The sequence below is a fragment of the Neochlamydia sp. AcF95 genome, from assembly GCF_018342455.1.
In the GTDB taxonomy this organism is placed as follows: Bacteria; Chlamydiota; Chlamydiia; order Chlamydiales; family Parachlamydiaceae; genus Neochlamydia.
The window spans coordinates 1-18,935 of sequence record NZ_JAEMUC010000050.1; the positions used below are offsets into that span (position 1 = coordinate 1).

The 18,935-nt window shown below is 35.6% G+C and carries 18 protein-coding genes; 3 read left to right on the forward strand and 15 right to left on the reverse strand.

Annotated features, from left to right (window positions below):
* Positions 1-146: 146 nt before the first annotated feature.
* The 11 genes from NEOC95_RS06200 to NEOC95_RS06250 all read right to left on the reverse strand — a co-directional run bounded on the left by NEOC95_RS06200 (position 147) and on the right by NEOC95_RS06250 (position 11,711).
* On the reverse strand, positions 147-530 hold the full coding sequence (locus NEOC95_RS06200; RefSeq protein WP_166157582.1) for a transposase: 384 nt from the start codon (positions 528-530) through the stop codon (positions 147-149).
* Positions 531-613: 83 nt separating this feature from the next.
* On the reverse strand, positions 614-982 hold the full coding sequence (locus tag NEOC95_RS06205; RefSeq protein WP_166157576.1) for an IS630 transposase-related protein: 369 nt from the start codon (positions 980-982) through the stop codon (positions 614-616).
* Between the two features lie 332 nt (positions 983-1,314).
* Positions 1,315-2,487 (reverse strand): hypothetical protein, encoded by a 1,173-nt coding sequence (locus tag NEOC95_RS06210; RefSeq protein ID WP_166157573.1) that lies wholly within the window; start codon positions 2,485-2,487, stop codon positions 1,315-1,317.
* The gene (locus tag NEOC95_RS06215) at positions 2,453-3,910 is read right to left on the reverse strand and encodes an MBOAT family O-acyltransferase (protein ID WP_166157570.1); all 1,458 of its coding nucleotides are present in this window, start codon (positions 3,908-3,910) and stop codon (positions 2,453-2,455) included. Before NEOC95_RS06215 ends, NEOC95_RS06210 begins: the two co-directional genes overlap by 35 nt.
* 30 nt (positions 3,911-3,940) lie before the next feature.
* Complete coding sequence (locus NEOC95_RS06220; RefSeq protein ID WP_166157567.1) at positions 3,941-5,779, reverse strand: glycosyltransferase family protein; 1,839 nt, start codon at positions 5,777-5,779, stop codon at positions 3,941-3,943.
* On the reverse strand, positions 5,776-7,044 hold the full coding sequence (locus NEOC95_RS06225) for an O-antigen ligase family protein (protein ID WP_213152181.1): 1,269 nt from the start codon (positions 7,042-7,044) through the stop codon (positions 5,776-5,778). Before NEOC95_RS06225 ends, NEOC95_RS06220 begins: the two co-directional genes overlap by 4 nt.
* 69 nt (positions 7,045-7,113) lie before the next feature.
* The gene (locus NEOC95_RS06230; protein ID WP_213152182.1) at positions 7,114-8,061 is read right to left on the reverse strand and encodes a glycosyltransferase family 2 protein; all 948 of its coding nucleotides are present in this window, start codon (positions 8,059-8,061) and stop codon (positions 7,114-7,116) included.
* Complete coding sequence (locus NEOC95_RS06235) at positions 8,045-9,340, reverse strand: glycosyltransferase (RefSeq protein WP_213152183.1); 1,296 nt, start codon at positions 9,338-9,340, stop codon at positions 8,045-8,047. Before NEOC95_RS06235 ends, NEOC95_RS06230 begins: the two co-directional genes overlap by 17 nt.
* Complete coding sequence (locus tag NEOC95_RS06240; RefSeq protein ID WP_166157555.1) at positions 9,341-10,156, reverse strand: ABC transporter ATP-binding protein; 816 nt, start codon at positions 10,154-10,156, stop codon at positions 9,341-9,343.
* Positions 10,157-10,993, reverse strand: coding sequence for an ABC transporter permease (locus tag NEOC95_RS06245; RefSeq protein WP_166157552.1), 837 nt, complete (start codon positions 10,991-10,993; stop codon positions 10,157-10,159).
* Positions 10,994-11,324: 331 nt separating this feature from the next.
* Positions 11,325-11,711 (reverse strand): hypothetical protein, encoded by a 387-nt coding sequence (locus NEOC95_RS06250; protein WP_166157549.1) that lies wholly within the window; start codon positions 11,709-11,711, stop codon positions 11,325-11,327.
* Between the two features lie 398 nt (positions 11,712-12,109).
* On the opposite strand from NEOC95_RS06250, the gene NEOC95_RS06255 reads away from it, so the two are divergent.
* The 3 genes from NEOC95_RS06255 to NEOC95_RS09860 all read left to right on the forward strand — a co-directional run bounded on the left by NEOC95_RS06255 (position 12,110) and on the right by NEOC95_RS09860 (position 13,784).
* Entirely contained in the window at positions 12,110-12,742 is a 633-nt protein-coding gene (locus NEOC95_RS06255; RefSeq protein WP_166157546.1) for a CPBP family intramembrane glutamic endopeptidase, read from the forward strand.
* Between the two features lie 188 nt (positions 12,743-12,930).
* On the forward strand, positions 12,931-13,212 hold the full coding sequence (locus NEOC95_RS06260) for a type II toxin-antitoxin system RelE/ParE family toxin (protein WP_502710276.1): 282 nt from the start codon (positions 12,931-12,933) through the stop codon (positions 13,210-13,212).
* 425 nt (positions 13,213-13,637) lie between these two features.
* Positions 13,638-13,784 (forward strand): IS630 transposase-related protein, encoded by a 147-nt coding sequence (locus NEOC95_RS09860; RefSeq protein WP_166157543.1) that lies wholly within the window; start codon positions 13,638-13,640, stop codon positions 13,782-13,784.
* Positions 13,785-13,941: 157 nt separating this feature from the next.
* Here the strand turns inward: NEOC95_RS09860 and NEOC95_RS06270 are convergent, their stop codons facing one another.
* The 4 genes from NEOC95_RS06270 to NEOC95_RS06285 all read right to left on the reverse strand — a co-directional run bounded on the left by NEOC95_RS06270 (position 13,942) and on the right by NEOC95_RS06285 (position 18,798).
* Positions 13,942-14,838 (reverse strand): NAD-dependent epimerase/dehydratase family protein, encoded by an 897-nt coding sequence (locus NEOC95_RS06270; protein WP_166157540.1) that lies wholly within the window; start codon positions 14,836-14,838, stop codon positions 13,942-13,944.
* Between the two features lie 25 nt (positions 14,839-14,863).
* Positions 14,864-16,918, reverse strand: coding sequence for a glycosyltransferase (locus tag NEOC95_RS06275; RefSeq protein ID WP_213152184.1), 2,055 nt, complete (start codon positions 16,916-16,918; stop codon positions 14,864-14,866).
* A 273-nt stretch (positions 16,919-17,191) separates the two neighbouring features.
* Positions 17,192-18,061, reverse strand: a complete 870-nt coding sequence (locus NEOC95_RS06280) for a glycosyltransferase family 92 protein (RefSeq protein ID WP_166157534.1) — start codon at positions 18,059-18,061, stop codon at positions 17,192-17,194.
* The gene (locus tag NEOC95_RS06285; RefSeq protein WP_166157531.1) at positions 18,058-18,798 is read right to left on the reverse strand and encodes a class I SAM-dependent methyltransferase; all 741 of its coding nucleotides are present in this window, start codon (positions 18,796-18,798) and stop codon (positions 18,058-18,060) included. The genes NEOC95_RS06280 and NEOC95_RS06285 overlap by 4 nt, the downstream gene beginning before the upstream one ends.
* Positions 18,799-18,935 lie beyond the last annotated feature (137 nt).

Consider the following 18,935-nt stretch of genomic DNA (forward strand, 5'->3'; position numbering starts at 1 on the left):
AATTTTTGGATTTCTACTTTTTTAGCTTACCATTAAAAGGAAATTTACATTTTTTCTTTTTAAAATTGATGCAATGATGGAGTTTTTTAGGGTAAATCAGGTTGGACTATTTATAGTGGTTTAAATTTCTTATCATTCACCTATACTTAAAAAAAGTAATCAATGGTCGGAGCAAGAGTCGAAGACTTACTTAAGTTTGCTGCTACGATCTTCTTAAAATTAGCCCAAAAGGTTTCAATAGGGTTTAAATCTGGAGAATAAGGCGGTAGAAATAAAATCTCACACTCTGCCTTTTTGATAAGCTCATGAGTGGCTTGCGATTTATGGAAGGTAGCATTATCCATAATCAGAACTTGCCCCACTTTAAGTTCGGGTATCAATATTTTTTCTAGCCAAAAGTTAAACAAAAGAGAATGACAAGTATCTGTATAACAAAAAGGAGCTAAAATTTTAGACTTGCATTTAGCTGCTATAAAGCTTTCTCTAGCAAATGAACGACCTGCTATAGCACCATAAATCTTTTCTCCTATTAGTGATCTTGCGTGTTAGCGCTGTAAGTAAGCATTTATCCCGCTTTCATCTATGTAAACTCTATTTTCTTCCGGAATGTTTTCTAGCTTTTGTCTAAACTCCTCTCGCTTATTCTCCTCTCTTTCCTTGTAGAAGGGTGTCTTTTTTTTAAAGTGATTTTCAGTCTTTTACAGGCATAAAAAACTGCAGCTATTGTCACTCCGAATGCCTCAGCTATTTCCCTAAGATAGGCATCAGGAGTTTGTTTTATATATAATTTTAGCTTTTCACTATCAATTTTACTGGGGCTCTGCCGCCTTTTTTTAGGAGCTAGACAACCTTGTTTTTCCCGCTTAATCCAGTTTGTTAAGGTGCGAACTGTTACGCCAAACACCTCACTAGCTGTGACCATGGAGCCGCCATTCTCTATATAATTCAAAGCTTTTTTTCTTAAATCGTGTGAATATACCATGCTAATCGATTATACATACATCCTAAGAAAAATAGAATTTATATACCTATATATCCTGGCTAATTGCACTTAAATTTTTAAGATTATAAGCTTTAAGAAAAACTATTTTTTTTAAGGCAAATTTTTCTTCATGGCTTTTTATGAAGGATCTGTTTTTTTAAGAGTAAGTGTTAGTATATAGGGCTGCCTATAGCCTTTTAATTAGCTTCTTACACAATCATATTTAATAAAATAGCTCCTTTTTAAGGAAAAAAAGAGCTCGGAGAAAAAGTAATTCCCTTTCTAGGCTCTAGACAAGGATTTTCTTTAAATAACATTAAAAAGCTATTATTTTAAATATTTAATTGTTCTCGCAGCCAAATAGCCATCTCAGCATTTTTTCCTACCCAGTCATCCCTTTGCTTACGTATTTTTGCTAGATGTAATTCAACTGTTTGCGGATTTAATAAAAAACCAGCCTCTAGATCCCTATTTTCTTTCCCATACACACGATCAAGTATAATTTGCCCATACAAAGGGGTAAAGTGAGAGACCTCGAAAAAACGTCTATTAGAGTTACCTATTGATAAATCTTCTTGATTAAAAGCGCAGAAGCCGGAGAAATCGTAGATAGGGTAAATAGCACTTAGCTGGCGTTTCAAATTTTCTAAAGCTTTCCAACAATTACCTTGATAAAGCGCTTCCCAATAGTAAACATGGGCTGGACTAAACACTACTTTCAAATCAATATTGTTTTCCTGACACCTCCGCACAAGCTTTCTAAACATAGCCACTTTTTTATCATCAATTTCATAATTATTGAAGATTAACCTCTTCTCTTCTTTCAAAAATTGCACAGGGTTTTCGACGATTATTGGATTAAGAAGGATGAAATCATTTTCATCAATCTTAACATAATAGCCAGCCACCTCTTCTAGCTTTTTAGGATTTACATTGTGTTTAAAAGTAGACCAACTAAATTTAATAGTTTTTCGTGACAATAAGCACTGGGCCCAGTCAGAAAAAGAGAGAGAAGCCCTTCTCAATCGATCTTCCCTATACTCTGCTACAGGTTCCAGATTGCTTGCAAATGCGAAAAAGTCTAAACAAAGAAAAACTGCTTTCAGATCAGGTTGGTTATGTAAAGCATGTTCAAAATAGCCAAAGATCTCATCAAAGCGAGCTCCTGAGAATGCAGCTTTATAAGCTTGCCCTCCAACTAATTGATTATAATAGGTCAATGGAAAACCTGCACGTACCCGTGAGGATCCTAACATGATTGCTGTGGGCTTTTTAGCTATAATCTTAGCTGCCTTATCAAACCTTTCCTGTGTACTCTCTAATTTTTTATCATTAAATCCAACAATTAGAGGAGACTTAAAGTAATCAAAAGGGTCTATTAAATAGTTAAAGGAGACAATAGAAACAAGAGCAAATAGGCTAGAAATAAAAAAAGTAATAATAAAGAGACAAGGATTTTTATCAGACATATTAAAATTGATAATAAAGAAATTCTGTGACTGCATTCAAATCTATCAGGCAAATAATAAAAAGCGCACTTAAGCCTAATCCCGCTAAAATAGGATATCTTATAAAACGTTCTTTCCACCACATGCTATTGGGAAGTAATAAGATAGCTAACAGGCAGGCTAAAATTTTTAGCAAATCATAGAGGCGTACATTGGAAAAATGAAGCCTTTCAAAAGCCACTCCATAAGCTTTCAAAAAAGCTAAGCTATATTCATATTTCTCAGGAAGGATTATTCCATTGTAGCCAAACAATCCCTTTAATATCATCCAAGCTCTAGGTAAATCAGGGGAGCGGAAGATAGCAAAAGCCACTACGACGCAAAAAAAAGTAAGCAGCTGTCCTAAAAGAGGTGATAAATTAACATTAAGCTTGCGCCATAAATGATTAATCATAAGAAAAAAACCGTGGCAGAGGCCCCATACTACAAAGGTCCAATTAGCTCCATGCCAAGCCCCACCAAGGAGCATAGTAATTAGCAGATTAGCTAATTTACGGGTTTCTCCATATCTGTTACCTCCTAAAGGTATATATAAATAATCTCTCAAAAAATTAGAGAGCGAGATATGCCACCGGCGCCAAAAATCAATCATTGAGGTGGCTTGATAAGGAGAGTTAAAATTAAGCGGCAATTGAATATTAAAGTAGAGCCCTAATCCAACAGCCATATCTGAATAGCCGGAGAAATCAAAATAAAGCTCTATAGAATAAGCTAAGGCCCCTATCCAGGCTTGTAAAAAAGGGATTAAAGTTTGATTTTGATCAAAAACCGGGGTGACATATCCATACATGGCATCAGCAATGAGGACTTTTTTGGCTAATCCTATGACGAATAAAAATGTTCCTTGGGCAAAATTGTAACTAGACCATTGATAGTTGGCAGGGTTGTCAAATTGTGTAATCATTTCTTTATGGTGTAAGACTGGACCTGCGATTAAATGAGGAAAAACTGTTACGAATAGGCTGTAAGAGCGCCACCCTCCCGGAACGGCCCTCGCTTGATAAACATCTACAAGATAGGCTATTTGAGTAAATGTAAAAAAAGAGATTCCTAGGGGTAGAATGATATCTAATAATTTTACCTCAGAAGATAAAAAATAGTTAGCACTGCTAATAAAAAAATTAAGATATTTAAAATAAAGTAAAAGAGCCAGATTGAATGCTAAGCTTAATAATAGATAAAGCTTTTTTAATTGGCTTGTAGAAGCATTATATATCTGATTGCCTGCTATATAATTAAAAAAAATAGATGCACATAATAAAGGAACAAACCGCACATCCCAGTAAGCATAAAAGATTAAAGAACTGATTAGCAAAAATAGCTGAGCACCTTTTTTGAGGTGAAAATAGCAGCAAACAAAAAATATTGCTACCACGATAGGAAGATAGATAAAGATGAAAAAATAAGAATTAAATAACATTTTCACTCATTTTTATTTTCAATAATCTCTCTAATATTCTGTCTTTTCAAGATCTTCGAAGTGAATTTTTTCATTCTCCCATAATTTCTGCACAAATCGACGATGTACCCAGGACAAAGTCTCATAGTCCTCTATATTGACTTTCTTACGAGAAATGCTCTCATGATGAACTCCTACTGCAAAGGGAGTATATAAACAGTGCAGCCCTTTTGCACGCACTTTAACTGCTAGGGCAGTATCACTAAAAGCTACAGGAAACCATATCTCATCAAATCCGTCCACTTCAAGAAAGGTCTTCTTTTTAATCATGCAGCAAGCAGCTGTAACGGCTGCTGATACTCTTAAAAAATTAGTTTTCCTAAGATGGTGAAATTTTTCAAGCCTCTCTTCATGGTGCCAAGATTTCATAAAAGCGGCTCCTGAGGCTTCAATGATCACACCTCCATGCTGCAATAAGCCATTAGGATAATTTAGACGGCAACCGACTAATCCAATTCCAGGCTGTTCGATCCACCGGCACATCTCTATTAAACCGTCGGCATCTAAGTCTACATCATTGTTAAGGAAAAGGATATTTTCTATATCTTTAGCTATTTTAGTTTCTCTAACCGCCCTATTGTTTAAACGTGAATAATTAAAGGGCTCCTCTATTCGAATAACTTCTACCCCTAACTCCTTCAATCTCTCTGCTATAGAAAAGTCTTGGCTATTATTATCAATGGCAGTCATTTTCACGCGGACATTTTTTTGCTTCATGATATGGCTGACAGCAGATAAGGTGAGACGACAATGATCTTTATAAAGCATGATTACATGCACTTCAGGAATGCTAAGAAGTTGAGGGATGGCCCTTACGCTAGATTTGGAATAGCCGGGCGTCCAATGCCAGTTTAATTTTTTACTTTTTGAATAATTTTCAAAAGATTTAAGAATATTTTTTAACGCAGGCAAAGTTGAATAATGGGTCTCTTGCTTAATTTTATTTTCTTCTCTAATTGCATAGAGAGGCAAAGGCACTTTATGAAATAAAGCCCCGGCTGCATCTAATCTTAAAGGTAAGTCAAAAGTGTATATTCCCTCACTTTCTTTAAGCAATCCTCCAATTTTTTCCCAAAGCTTTTTAGGAATAAGTAAAGTATGTCCTAAATCATCATTAAATATGTAGGGAAAACAAGGCTGTTGCGGCTTAAGTGTACGAGTCTTTGGAAGGGGCATGCAGCGACTATTGATCTGATATTCATCACAAAACAATACAGTAAAATCTTTTGCAGCCATAAAATTAAGAGTTTGCTCATAGCGATAGAGTAGATCAGGCCTCATCCAATCCCCTACCGGCAAGATAAACAAGTAATTGCCCTCAGAGAAGCTAGCTAAAGCATTCATCACATCACTTGCCAGAAGATTTTTTTCAAAATTAAATACCTTTAAGCTGACCAACTCGTTAGGAATAAAATGCTTGAGTAATTTTTCTATTTCGCTCTGCGACTCTTTGGAAATAGCTAATAAAATTTCTTTATAGGGAGCTGTTAGGTCTAAAGCTGCTTTAAGGGTTTGCTTAAGATACTTTTTGGGGCAGTGGGTCGCATCAATTAAGATAGAGTAATAAAATCTGTTATTGTCTGGAAGGAGAGCATGCAAGCCTTGCACAGTTTCTTTTAATCTATTCCATTTAATGGATTGATTATCCTCAAGCTCTATATTTTCCTCTAAATGTTTAGTGAATTTTTCTATATATAAAAAATGCTGCTTAAAATAAGAGAGTAAATAAGAAGAAAAGCATTTTTTTTGAAAACCGCGTAATAAATATCTCGCGGAGACACCTAAGTATTTAGCAGAAATCCTACCCAATCTTTTCACTTTATTCATCATACAAGCTCACAACGACCCTTTTCGTACTGGGAGGGTATTTTTAATATATCACTTACCAATAGAAACATTGAGTAAACAATACCACTTGTTAAAGAAATAAGAAAAGGATTAGTAAACCCAGAGAGAAGCCATACACCAAAAAGACCTAAAAAGGACAGCTTTAATCGATTAAAGGGCGGCGCAAATAGTTTGTAAGCTATAATGCCTACCGGCATCATCAAAATAATAAAGCCTAAGATTCCAAATTGCATCAGAAAAGCAATCCATTGAACTTCATAAGAATGGTGCAAATCACCCCCTCTTACTAACTTTTCCACATATCCTCCAAGACCTTTCCCCAATAAAGGATAAATATCGAGCTCTTCCATTAGGGCGTTAATCTGATCTACGCGCACTTGGTCAGACATCTGGTTATCATAGCTAAAAAAACGCTCATAAATAAGAATTTGTACTTTTTCTATTCCTATCCAGCTTAATCCTAAAATAGCGACTAGAATGGTTAAAATCGTCATTCTGAAAAATCCTTTAAAGCTTAAGGTAAAGGCGTATAAAATTATACTTATTCCCACCACCCCATAGAGGAAGCGTGAAAAGCTAAGAAAAATCGCAGGCAAAGTAATTAGCAGAAATAATCCCTTAAAGCTTTTACTTAATCCTAAGTTTAATCGATGACCTTGTAATACGAAAAGCAGTAAAAAAGGAGTGATAATATCTACTGAGGTTTGCAAACGGGATAAGTTACCTTGAAGCATGGCCATGCTCATATAACGAATCCCTAAAAGTTCTAATAAATGAAACATGTCTATAATTTTCAAAACATGGAGAATGACTATGGCCACTTTAATGGCTGAGTAGGCAAAATTAGAATAGATAATCGCTTTTAAAATTTTTTCTTTAGTAGTTAAATCTTCGTGCACCAGATTCAACGTCATGATGACAGTCGCAATGGTGATGGAAAAAATTTTAAATTGATCGAAGCCGCTATTTAACCATTCATTTTTTTGCCAATGACCAATAAACATCCAAATCAACAAAAAACTTAAGGAAATGCAAGCAAAACAGATGAGGCGCAGTTGATGCATTGTCAAACGCACTCTAAAAAAGCTATAAAAAATCATTAAACAAAAACACCCAAGGAATAACCCACTTTTAGGGGTCATCATTCCATGGTTACCGTCTGAGGGAAACGTTAAGCCTATGACGAGCATGGCAAAATAGGGCCATACCCAAAAAGAAAATTTTAATAAATTGGCATTTGCTAGCATACTTGCTCTCTATAAGCATTGTTTAATGTGAATAAGGTATTTTTAAGGGTGAGAAGCTGCTTTCCCCTATCACCCTAAGAAAAAATCCGCTAGGTTTCGCACCCATCCCTGCTTAAAAAATCCATGACAATAAACTGTTTTTTTTCTCTTCATCCAAGGAAGCTGAGCAAGCTTTGAGAAATCTTTTAGAACCTTTTGCTGCGAAAGGCTTAGCAACTTCTGATAACGCTGATAAAAAATTAAAGCCTGTTGAAATTTTTTTTCATCGGTCTGGCGCCATTTATGCAATTTTTTTTTCATATTATAGAAATTAAAAAATTTTTGCGCACCTAATGTATTTGTGGAATGTTGCCTGTAGTAAAGAGTAGCCTCATTAATGACCCCTATTTGGCCGAATGCCGAGGCGGTTAAAGCTAACCACCAATCATGCATAAAAGCTTCATGAGGGATGGGCCTGGCCATTTCATTCAGGAGACGATTGATCATTATCGTGCACCCAGTCACTACATTTTGAGTTAATAATCTATTTAAGCTAGAAGAATGATGGGACTTAAGATGAGTATAATGCCAAAAAGAGGGGTCCAACAGATGTAAATTTTCATCTACCACAGTGAGGTCACTATGGACTAGCAAAGGAAGTTCCCCATACTGATTTTCCATGGCTAGCATGCAAGAAAGAGATTTTTCAACTTTATTAGGCTTCCATACATCATCTTGGTCAGAAAACATGAGATAAGAAGAGGTTGAAGCTTTCATCAACTGAGAAAAATTAGCTTTCACGCCTTGACGCTTTCTACCTTGGAAAAAGGTTATCCTATCAGGAAACTTGGAAAGATAGCTTTTAATAATTAAGGGGGTATTATCTATAGAAGCATCATCTCGAATTAAAAGATGAATAGCAGGATAGGTTTGATTTAACAAAGACTCTATTTGCTCTGCTAAGTACCTTTCTCCATTATAAGTGGCCAGCAGGATATCAACCTTGCGATGGTTAGAAAAGCTAGGTTTTGATTCCATTATTCCGCCTTACCCACCATCTTTCTATTAAATTCCAAGGATGGCATTTTTGAAGCTGATAATAAAATATTTTGGCAAGATCATAAGCAAAATAATTTTTAAGAGGATTATTCATTAAATGCTCAATAATTTCTTCAAGAGGGACTACAGCTTTTTCCCAGACAAGCTGCTCCCTTAGTTCTTTAAGCTTGCTTTTTATTCTTAGCGTTTCAGCTGAATTATCTATTAGCTGGCTTATCGCTAAAACTAAAGCCTGAATATCTTGTGCAGGTACCACTTTGCCAATTTTATTTTTCAAGACGAGTTCTGCAAAGACATCACCCTCAGTAGTAATCAGGGGCAAGCCTGCCCAAATATAATCTAAGAGCCTGGTGCGAAAGGAATATTGAGTTTCCAAATGCTCAAAATGTGTGGATACCCCAATATCTGCATCCAAAAGAAAATTTTCACGTTCTTCATAAGGTATCCATTGTTCATTAAAGAAAACAAACTGATCTTTAATTTTTAAGTCTTCCGCTAGCTTAATTGCTTTATTAGCCATACTCATGATAGGAATGCTGGCATTAGGATGCCTGATGCCCATAAAAACCAGCTTTATATCGCTTCTTTGCTTAGATAGCTCCTTAACCGCACGAATAAGAGTCAAAGGATCAAACCAGTTCCAAATACCTCCTCCCCATAAGAGAAGCTTATCTGAAGCTTTAATGTTAAATTTTTCGCGAAAACCGCTGTTAGATTGAATAGCAGGGCGGGAAGGAATCCCAAAAGGGGCGATGCCTACTAGTTTATGTAACGTTTCATCTTGATCATAAATGGTAGGGGAAATTTTTCTTAAACTTAATAAAGCACCTATCCATAGATCTCTTTGCCGATGATTGGCGCAAATCACCGCATCAGCCATGCGTAGATTAAAATTAATAGTATGGATAATCGCACGATTAAGATGTTTTCTTACTTTAAGTGCTGAGGGCTTGAAAATTTCTAAATGCTCTAAGGGTTCAGGGTCGTAGGCATCATAGATAAGAGGAATTTTATGACGCTTAGCATGGAGGGCAAGGTTTGGGTCGATAGTTTGAGTGATGATAACATCTATCTTTTTAAACTGGATGGGACCTGTGCTTATCGTAAAGTTGGTAGAGACTTGATCAGTTTGATTAGGAACACGTAGCGTCACTTGATGGCTTTTAGCAAGTGCGTGCGCAAATTCCCAATAACGAATGGCCGGTCCCGCCATTGATTTTCCCAAGGTATCTAAACAATTTAAAAGTATTCTTACCATTTAACTCGTCAGGTTTCCTTGAATTTTTTGTTCATAGGCTTTTATACATCTTTCTATAGAACCGACCTCAATCTGTCGCCCATTCTCTAAATAAATTCCTTTATTACAGATTTCTAACAAAGAATGAATATTATGGCTGACAAAAATAATTGTTCTGCCACTCAATGCCAGCTCACGCATTTTTTTTATACATTTAGCTTGAAAAGGGGCATCGCCTACCGCTAATACTTCATCTAGGACCAATACCTGAGGATCTAAATAAGCGGCTATGGAAAATCCTAAGCGCGTGTACATCCCACTTGAATAGCGCTTGACGGGCGTATCTAAAAATTTTTCAATCTCTGCAAATTCCACAATTTCATCAAATTTTCGAGCAATTTCCCGTTTACTCATTCCTAATATAGCACCATTTAAAAAGACATTTTCTCTTCCTGTCAATTCAGGATGAAAGCCTGTGCCTACTTCCAGTAGGCTGGAGATCTTTCCTCGAAGAAAAATTTCACCGTCAGAAGGCATGATGATGCGTGAGAGCAACTTTAGCAAGGTAGACTTTCCTGCACCATTGCGGCCAATAATTCCAAATCGGTCACCTTCTTCTATGGCTAGTGAAATATCTCTCAAGGCCCAAAATTCTTCTGTTTGCTTTTCTTCTGCAGCTGCTGCTCGGCATTTATGGCCCCTCATTCTCTTCCAAAAACGACGTCCGTGCGTAGCCAATGTTTCTACCAGTGTCGTTTGCCCTAAGGGGGGTTGATCATGAAATATCGTATACTTTTTCGAAACATTTTTTACTTCAACGATATTTAAATTACCCATTTACAACCTATCCACAAAAGAGCGTTCCATTTTACGAAAATAAAGAAAACCGGTAATTACTAAAATAAGCGTAACAACAGCAGAAGTAGCGATGGAATAAACCAAATGAGGGTAGGTAAAGCCAAAAAGAGACCACCTGAACCCATCTATAATTCCTACCATAGGATTCAAGCAGTATAGCCAGATCCATTGGCTAGAAATCTCGCTGCTGCTATAACCTACAGGAGAAATAAACATGCCAATTTGGACAACAAAAGGAATTAAAAACCTACAATCTTTAAATTTTACTGTCAAAGCGGAAAGCCAAAGAGATCCTCCTTCACTTAATAGCAAAGCAAGCATAATAAAGATAGGTAAACCCATCAATGTGGCAAAATTTAAAGGCTGAACAATAAAACAAAAAAAGAATAACAAAATCATGCCTATGAGAAAGTCTGCAAAATGTACAGCAATTTGTGCGGTAGGTATGATGATACGAGGAAAATAAATTTTAGAGATTAGATTGGCATGATGGAGAATACTCGTTGAGCCCTCTACTAGAGCATTAGAACATAATTGCCAAGGAAGCAAACCGGCTAAGACAAAAGAAGCATAGTTGATATTTCCCGAGGAGAGATGGGCGATTTTCCCAAACACCAGCGCAAAAATTCCCATATTGATGAGAGGGCGAATGACTGCCCAAGCTATTCCAAAAAAAGCTTCCTTGTAGCGCACTAAAATATCGCGCCATGCAAAAAAATATAAAAGTTCCCGATAGTCGATTAAATCTTTAAGATATTGGGTCTGTCTTATATGAGGATTGATTCTCAATAAAAAAGGCTTCGTAGGCTTGTTCATAAATCAAAACGACAATATTAAAAGGCATAAAAAAGGTTATTTTAGACGCTTCGCTTGTTTTAATACAGTACTTTTAACAAGAGCCTCTCTGCTCTTATCTCTCGCTCTAATTCTTTAAAATCCACCGAAGGGCTCTTTGATATCCTGGGATGGTGGGTGGCCTGAAATGGTAACCTGCTAAGCTTCTTCCAGATTAAGAAGTAGTTTTATAAGCAACGCTATTTGCACAAGGTGCTTTAAAAATTTTTATCCTCGCCATTTTTTAGCAAGGATAGAAAATTCTTCTACTGAAAAACTAGACCTATTTATTATCTGAATCTCAATTGAGTTCTCAGTACTTGTACCTTCTCCAAGTTTTTAAATAATTCAAAACATTTTCAAAAACAGGAAAAAAGTCTTCAAGTGACTGATCATGAAAATCTCTAGAATTTTCAGAAACAATGCATATATTTTTCTTCTCAAATTTTCTTCGAGTGATTTTTTCCACCTTTCCTGAGAGGTTGACACGGATCGAAGCAAATTCACTGTTTTTTTGGTAATGGTCTTCTATTTTTTTTAAAAGAGACTTAACAAAATGATTAATAAGAATCTCTTTTTCTTTAGGGGAAAAAGTTAAATTAATATCATAGCCGCACTCGCGCGCCGTAGCTTGAAGCGCTTTTTTTTCAAAAGCAGGTTTAATAAAGTCTTGTTTTATTTCTTCCAGGATTGAATTCATAGTTTATCTTTATTTTATAGACCAAAGATTGATTATATATAAATAGGATTATACATCCATATTAAATTATCTACCTATCAAATAGTTTTTTTCCACCAAATTTTCTATCGGATAAATATAGGCAGGGAAAACAAAAAGGTAGGAAATAGAAGGATTATTATCTTAATAAGCTATCGGCTTAAGTTTTATTCAATAAATTTTATACTTATAAAATCTCTACATTCAGGCGATAAATTTTTTTTGGGGGGGGGGGCGCAAATTAATCTTATTTTTCTAAGAACTTTTTATAATCAAATAAACTCCATTTATTAATTATTGTTTTATATAAAAGATTTATTGTTTTAAATTATTTATATTATTATAATAATATTAACTTTAACTTCACAAAAGAGTTTAATATGAATTCTACCAATGTTGTTTCCTATACAATGGCAGGCATAGCAGGCGTATTATTGTTTTATCCCATTACTCCTACTCTGTATTCTTGTGGAAGGCAAATTTTTAGACGGACAGGGTGTAGCCTCTGGAGTGGAGTGCCAGATTGTGTAAAAGATAAAATTTGGAAGCCCCTTAATGCAGGCATGAATGAGAGTATTGTTGTTTTTGAGAACATAAGCGTTAAAACTATAGATTACGCGTGCCAGCGTTCAAGCTTAAAAACTAAATTCTTTAGCACTGACAAAGGAAAGGAGCTGGTAGGTTGTGTGTTAGTTGCTCCTATTATCGAAGAATTGGTTTTTAGGTGCATGCCTCATCTTATCATACAAGTCGGACTTCCTCACTTCAATCGGTTTTTAGATAAAAAATTTAATGTTATGTTGGATACCCCCCTAACAGAGTTAGTGGGTGTATGTTTTTCCACCTATGCATTTACAATGGCTCACAATGATGCTCAGCTTGCAGCACAATTGAGATTATTAGCAGTGGGAGCGACATGTGGGCTTGTACAATGGAAATGGGGCTTAGGGCCTGCCATCTTTACCCACGCGGTTTATAATGGGTGTACTTATATTTTCAGGCAGCGCAATTAAATAGCTGATACTAAAATCCTAGTTTATTAATCTCCTTGTAAGCAAGGTGGCGAAAAGTATTTTTTCCTTAATTCAACCTTGGCATCTCTATAAAAATTTTCCTCTGTAAGATAGAAGATATCGATGATTTCAAAAAAAGCTTAGCCGAAAACTCAGAGCAAGGGGATGTAATTACTGGAACAGGAGGAATAAGGAAAGCTCACTTGAAATCAACTCCTAAAGGAAAAAAGGGTGGATTTAGAGTAGGCTATTTAAATATAGAAGATCGAGTGATTCTTTTCTCATTGTTCATTTATTCAAAAAATGAGCAAGAAAATTTATCTCAAGAAGAGAAAGTGGAGTTAAAACAAATAGCTAAAGCAATCAAAAAAAGAATAAAAATGAGTAAGTTATTTAAAGGGCTTGAAGAAGTTCTAGCACTCATACTAAGAAAGGTTACGCTTAAAGTCGGGGCTTATCGAAATCCCTGAGCCTCCAAATAAATATAAAACTATCGATATTAAGAGAATCAGAGAGAAAAATCCTTATTCCCAAGGAATTTTTGCAAAAGCCTTAAATGTAAACGTAAAGACAGTTCAATCTTGGGAATCTAGAACCCATGTTCCAAGCCCTGCAGCGCTGCGACTTTTAGAAACTGTAGACAAAGGTTTTTATGCTCCTCAAATTTTTAAGCCTCTATACTTGTAATAGTTTCATGGTCGTTTTTCCCATTAAAAGCCGAGCCTGCTTTCCAGAATGCCTAGATTAACCAAGTAGGTTTTTGAAAATCCTCGGTTTCCTCCAACATTGAGATGTTCGGGTAGACTATATTAATTAGCGAAAATTTTTCTATTACTTAAATTGGCTCTATGGTTATCTAAATTTTATTTTTCTGAGGATACTATGATCAAGCGGCATGACATCCCTCCATGATTTAAGAAAAAAAGCTTTAAATTATATAGAGAATGGCGGCTCAATGGCTACAGCTCGTGAGGTGTTTGGCGTAACAGCTCGCCCATTAACAAACTGGATTAATAGGAGAAAAAAATTTATAGTGCTATAGAGCAGGTCGCCCTCTTGCTAAAGAAAGCTCTATAGCAGCTAAATCCAAGTCTCAAATTTTAGCTACTTTTTGTTATACAGGTACTTGTAATTCCCTTTCATTTCACTTTTGGCTAGGAAAATATTGATGCCAGAGCTTAAAGCAGGTCAGCTTGTAATTAATGAATACTTGCCCACATTTTCTCTAAGCCTTCTTTTAACTCTATTTTTGGATGCCAGTTAAGAGTTTGACTAATTAGCTTTGGAGATAAAACGCTAAAAGTAGGCTCACAGCTATTATTGCACAAGTTAACCTTAATTTTTCTTTTAGAGATTGCTTCTATAGTGTCTAAAACTTCTTTTAAAGAAGTTCCTTGGCCGGAGCCCACATTAAAGACTTGCATCAAAGCTTTTTCAGGAGGATTTTTAATGATTAAATGAAAAGCGTGAGAAAGATCATCTAGATGAATGTAATCTCTTATGCTATAAAGAGAATCAATAATATTTAAAGTGGAATTATCTATTAATTTGGAAAAAATGACCCCAATGAGCCCATTTGTACGCGTAGAAGGAAGAAGAGCACCATAAGGGTTACTTATCCGCAATACAGTCCCCCGAATTCCATACTTTCTGCAAAATAAAGCTAAATAATTTTCTACCGCTAGTTTATTAATACTATAGCTACTCCAAGGATAGGGAGGATCTGACTCCTGATGAGAAACTAAAGAGCTCTTTTGATACATATTTCCTCCACTACTTGCAAAAATAATATGACCCTGGGGATTAGCTTGGGCATAGGCTTCAAAAAGGGTAAGAGAAGATAAAAGATTATGAGAAATATCAGAAAAAATATCTTTATCAGAGGTCCATGGATTGTTTACCCAAGCTAAATGGATCAAAACGTCGGCCTGTTGGACAAAATTATTGATATCTACAGGATTGTTTAGATTTCCTATAAACTGCTGCGGGGAAGGGATGGTAGAAATAGATTGACGAACAAAGCGTTTATGAGGGAGAGGAAGAAACTTGCAGAGATAATTTCCTATAAAACCTGTACTGCCCGTAATTGCAATCATAGGCGCTCATTTAAAATAATTGATTTTATAGGTCGTTCATTAAAGATTTATCTTTTAACGATAGTTCTTCTTTAATTTTCGAGATAGTCATTTCTAATGAAAATTTCTCATTAAAGGTTCTGTGGGCATTGAGCGCTAATTGACGTGTTCGCAAAGGATGATTAATAGCTTCCACTAAAGCCTTTTCTAAAGCTTGGGCACTAAAAGAGCGACATAAGTAGCCGGAATAATTATGTACAATAGCTTCCGAACATCCATTCACATCGGTAGAAATAATAGGAACACCTAAAGACATAGCCTGTAAAAGAGATAAGGGCAAACACTCTACCGCAGAAGATTGAACAAATAGGTCTGCTTTCTTGTAAAAGGAATCCAATTGGTGGATCTCGATACAAGAGATAAGATGAATGCGTTCTTGTAGATTAGCGCTAAGAATCTTTAAAATGATGTCTTGATTATAGCTATCTAAAGAGGAGGGTAAGCCTACTAGGGTCAGAATCACATCCTGGGGTATTAACTCTTTTTTTATACAGGCAATAAAGGCATCGACAAGTAAATGAAAACCCTTCCTAGGAGTGCTAAAGCCTATAGAAAGAAGATTTTTGATAGGTTTATGAGAAGCTAAAGATACACTGCTCTCTTTCACCCCACTCCAATATAACACTTTTCCTGAAACATCTAAAATACTGTTCCAAATATTTTTCGTGCTTTCCGATCCAAACCAAAAATTGAATCTTTTTTTATGATTAACCCTCTTTAATAAGTGAAAAGCTAGGTTGGTTTTAAGATAAATAGTAGGAGAAAAAGATTCATGGATATACCAATGAATCTTTTTAAAAGGAGCAAACAGTAAAAGGGGTAACACAAGAACAGAGCTGGCTGCACTGTTAACAATAACAGTGGAGGAAGCCCTTAGGTTTAAATAAAGAGTGACCCAAATGAGTGCCCCCAGACGCTTCCATTTTCCGATAGGTTCATCCCACTTTAAGCAGCCTGCAGGAGCTATATAAAGAGGAATATTTAATTTTTTATATTCATTTTTCAAAGAACCTTCATGCATGGAGATGACAGAAACTTTGTAGCCTTGGCCTTTAAGAGAGGTAGCAAGATCTAAAACTAACTTAGATCCCCCTCCCCCCGGCGCTAAATCATGGGTAATAAGGGTAAACTTTTCAGATTTTCCAACATAATGAGAAGAATTGCTTTTAAAATCTACCGACGGGCTATCAGAGCTGGCGATTTTAGGAGTATAAATAAACTGAGCCAAAATGCTTCCCAAATTTATCGCATTTTTGGCTTTGAGAAATGCTTTAGATCCATTATAAGGCGAAGGAGCATTTTTATTTAAAGGAGCGACACGGCTTACACCCACAAAATAATTGAGATAAAGCTCTTCGCGCTCTTTATGGCTAAGCTCGATCTCCTCCTGGGATACTTTCTCCTCTATATAACGGTAATAATAAAGATTTTCATTTAAAAAGCTGATCTCATAATTTATAAGAGAGCGAACAATATAATCCAAACTGCCTTGATATTTATAATCTCTATAAGCACCTAAGCGTGTGTGAAGTTCACGTGAAAAAAACATATTGCCATAGGTCATGGCAAGATTAAAAGTCATAAAAGCTTCTTCAATATGTTCAAGGTGGATAATTTCAAACATTTTTTCTTCGTAAATTCTTTTTTGAGAAGCATCAAAGCAATGTCGCCGGCTATCTTGATCTACTAGATCTACGCGCGTAAAGATAAAATGCGTTTGAGAAGCGATAGCTTTGTCTACCAGCCTTTCTATCCTATTAGGCGCAAAATAGTCTTGAGGAGAGAGAAAAGTTAAATAATCTCCTTGAGCAATTCCTAAACCTCTGTTGATAGCTTCAGCAAGAGTTTGAAAATTTTCTTGAAGGTAAATGCATTTATATTTTGTAGATTTTATAAAATCTTGAATGATAAAAGAGGAAGGAAGAGTAAAATGGGTGTCTAGAAGAATAACCTCCAGAGAAGCATACGTCTGTTCAGCTACAGAGTTTAAGGCAGCCTCTAAGTAGTCGCAATGGCTGCAAATAGGCATAATTAAAGACACCAAAGGAGCTTTCATAGAGTCAATTTATTTAAACTTTACAATGTATTCATCCCGGACAAGCATCTGTTTTATCAGCTTGCCATGTTCGTGTCAACGGGTGACGCTATTTTCTCCTTCTCCTGTTGCGAATAATTTTTTAAAGCCTTCCCTTATTTGGATCCTCTTTAGTTATAACCCATATTCATCCCATTTTTTTATAAGCCTTTGGATATGAATAATTTATAAATTTTAAATTTAAAAATTAACTTTTATAATTCCTTAGCAATCAGTAACTTAAATTTCAAGTGAGGCATGAGGATTATAATTATTAAAATTTTTAATTAAGTCATCATGCTCTAGATTATATCCTTTTTCTATCTCCAACACAGATTCTATAGGCTGGCCCCACTTTAGCCGACGAGCAAGCTTAGTGTTGATTAAAAAGCTTTTATCTCGACACCAATAATGATTAATTCTAAAAATGTTAACACTGTTTTTTGCTGTAAAAGCTCCATGAACAAGCTCTTTGTTTTCATTCACAGCAAATTTATTGGCAGAGTAGATAAAACTATGAGGATCCATGATATCTACCACATAGGCAGGCTTAACAATAGATTTAACATGCAAATCACCATCTACCGCTCCTCTAAAAGTCAATAGATCGGTCAATTTTTGCCCTTCTGGAATATAATCTACGTTACTTGTTCCATACATTACCCAATTGACTACCACACCTGCAAATTCTTCATAATTTTTTAAAGCTTTTCTCAAATTTTTGTAAGGCAGTGTAAAAAGGAATTCATCGGTATCAATGATGGCACACCATTTAGATTCCTTGGTGATTTTTTTCAAGCAATGCATGTAAGCTTGAGTTTGAATGCTATTCCATTCGATAACGTTTTGGCTACCATAATTCCATTCTATTACCTCAACAAAGCCTTCCTTTTCATATTTATCTAGATAAGTTTTCCATACCTTGATAGGTCCATTATTGTATAAATAAAAATGTTGGATACCTTGATGCTTATGAAATTCGATCCATTCAGGCATATAAGGAAGATCATCTTCCATAAAAATTGCACAACTGGATAATTCATATTTGTAGCCGGCATTTAAAGTCTGTAAGATGAAGAACAACCCACAGAGAATTAAAAAACGCTTCATAAGTTTCTGATTTCCTCGCCTTTTCTTACTACTACTGTAAATCCATTGCCTACTTTATCATCGATGTCTTGGACAGCTACTACCTCCCAGCCATAATGCTTGCATATGTCTAGCATATCTTGAGTTATCCAAACTGACCAATGATGATGATCATCATTTTCAGGAGCAGTTAAATGTTCATGACGATAGATAATTTCCTCTAAGGAAGTGCGCGGTCTATTTTTATCGAAGGTCCGCTCTTTATGAGGAATAATCATATAGATATATCCTCCTGGCTTTACCACGCGCAGCCATTCCTTGATAGCTTTTATAGGATCAAAAAAATGCTCAATAACATGAGAATTGATCACAAAGTCAAACACATTATCCTTAAAAGGAAGATTATCTCCACTAGCCACTATATCGACTTTCAAAGCATGCCCTGCTGCCTTTTCCTCTGCTCTTTTGAAGGGTGTAGAAAGCTCATCACTATAATCGACATTAAGAGTTTTCAATCCGAAAGGATTATGGGCAGAACCTCCAATTTCAATCCCTCTTAGTCCATCTAGTAATTTGTGAGCTAAAGCGCTTTCTTGGAAAGCATTTCTTCTATGAAAGATATGATTGAATCCACCAGCTCTTACAATTTCTTTAGAAGGAAGCACAAGTAAAGATCGAACAGTATTAGATCTAAAGCCTATGAATAAGGTAACCCAACAGACAGCCACTAAAAATACTATCCATTTCACATGCTGCATAATTATTTCCTTTATGAGTACAAGTTATAAGGGTTAAAGCACTTTATATTTTCTATAAAAAACTTGTCTACTGAATTTCTTAAGTTTAAAAACCCTAATTTCTTGGCAGGATAAAAAAATCTATAGATATCTAAGAG

What these genes read in the sequence shown, in the direction of transcription:
- NEOC95_RS06270 (WP_166157540.1), bottom strand. Translation starts at nt 14,838, where the DNA reads ATGATTGCAATTACGGGCAGTACAGGTTTTATAGGAAATTATCTCTGC.
- NEOC95_RS06230 (WP_213152182.1), bottom strand. Translation starts at nt 8,061, where the DNA reads ATGGAATCAAAACCTAGCTTTTCTAACCATCGCAAGGTTGATATCCTG.
- NEOC95_RS06235 (WP_213152183.1), bottom strand. Translation starts at nt 9,340, where the DNA reads ATGGTAAGAATACTTTTAAATTGTTTAGATACCTTGGGAAAATCAATG.
- NEOC95_RS06245 (WP_166157552.1), bottom strand. Translation starts at nt 10,993, where the DNA reads ATGAACAAGCCTACGAAGCCTTTTTTATTGAGAATCAATCCTCATATA.
- NEOC95_RS06285 (WP_166157531.1), bottom strand. Translation starts at nt 18,798, where the DNA reads ATGCAGCATGTGAAATGGATAGTATTTTTAGTGGCTGTCTGTTGGGTT.
- NEOC95_RS06240 (WP_166157555.1), bottom strand. Translation starts at nt 10,156, where the DNA reads ATGGGTAATTTAAATATCGTTGAAGTAAAAAATGTTTCGAAAAAGTAT.
- NEOC95_RS06250 (WP_166157549.1), bottom strand. Translation starts at nt 11,711, where the DNA reads ATGAATTCAATCCTGGAAGAAATAAAACAAGACTTTATTAAACCTGCT.
- NEOC95_RS06225 (WP_213152181.1), bottom strand. Translation starts at nt 7,044, where the DNA reads ATGCTAGCAAATGCCAATTTATTAAAATTTTCTTTTTGGGTATGGCCC.
- NEOC95_RS06220 (WP_166157567.1), bottom strand. Translation starts at nt 5,779, where the DNA reads ATGATGAATAAAGTGAAAAGATTGGGTAGGATTTCTGCTAAATACTTA.
- NEOC95_RS06205 (WP_166157576.1), bottom strand. Translation starts at nt 982, where the DNA reads ATGGTATATTCACACGATTTAAGAAAAAAAGCTTTGAATTATATAGAG.
- NEOC95_RS06215 (WP_166157570.1), bottom strand. Translation starts at nt 3,910, where the DNA reads ATGTTATTTAATTCTTATTTTTTCATCTTTATCTATCTTCCTATCGTG.
- NEOC95_RS06280 (WP_166157534.1), bottom strand. Translation starts at nt 18,061, where the DNA reads ATGAAGCGTTTTTTAATTCTCTGTGGGTTGTTCTTCATCTTACAGACT.
- NEOC95_RS06255 (WP_166157546.1), top strand. Translation starts at nt 12,110, where the DNA reads ATGAATTCTACCAATGTTGTTTCCTATACAATGGCAGGCATAGCAGGC.
- NEOC95_RS06210 (WP_166157573.1), bottom strand. Translation starts at nt 2,487, where the DNA reads ATGCAGTCACAGAATTTCTTTATTATCAATTTTAATATGTCTGATAAA.
- NEOC95_RS09860 (WP_166157543.1), top strand. Translation starts at nt 13,638, where the DNA reads ATGACATCCCTCCATGATTTAAGAAAAAAAGCTTTAAATTATATAGAG.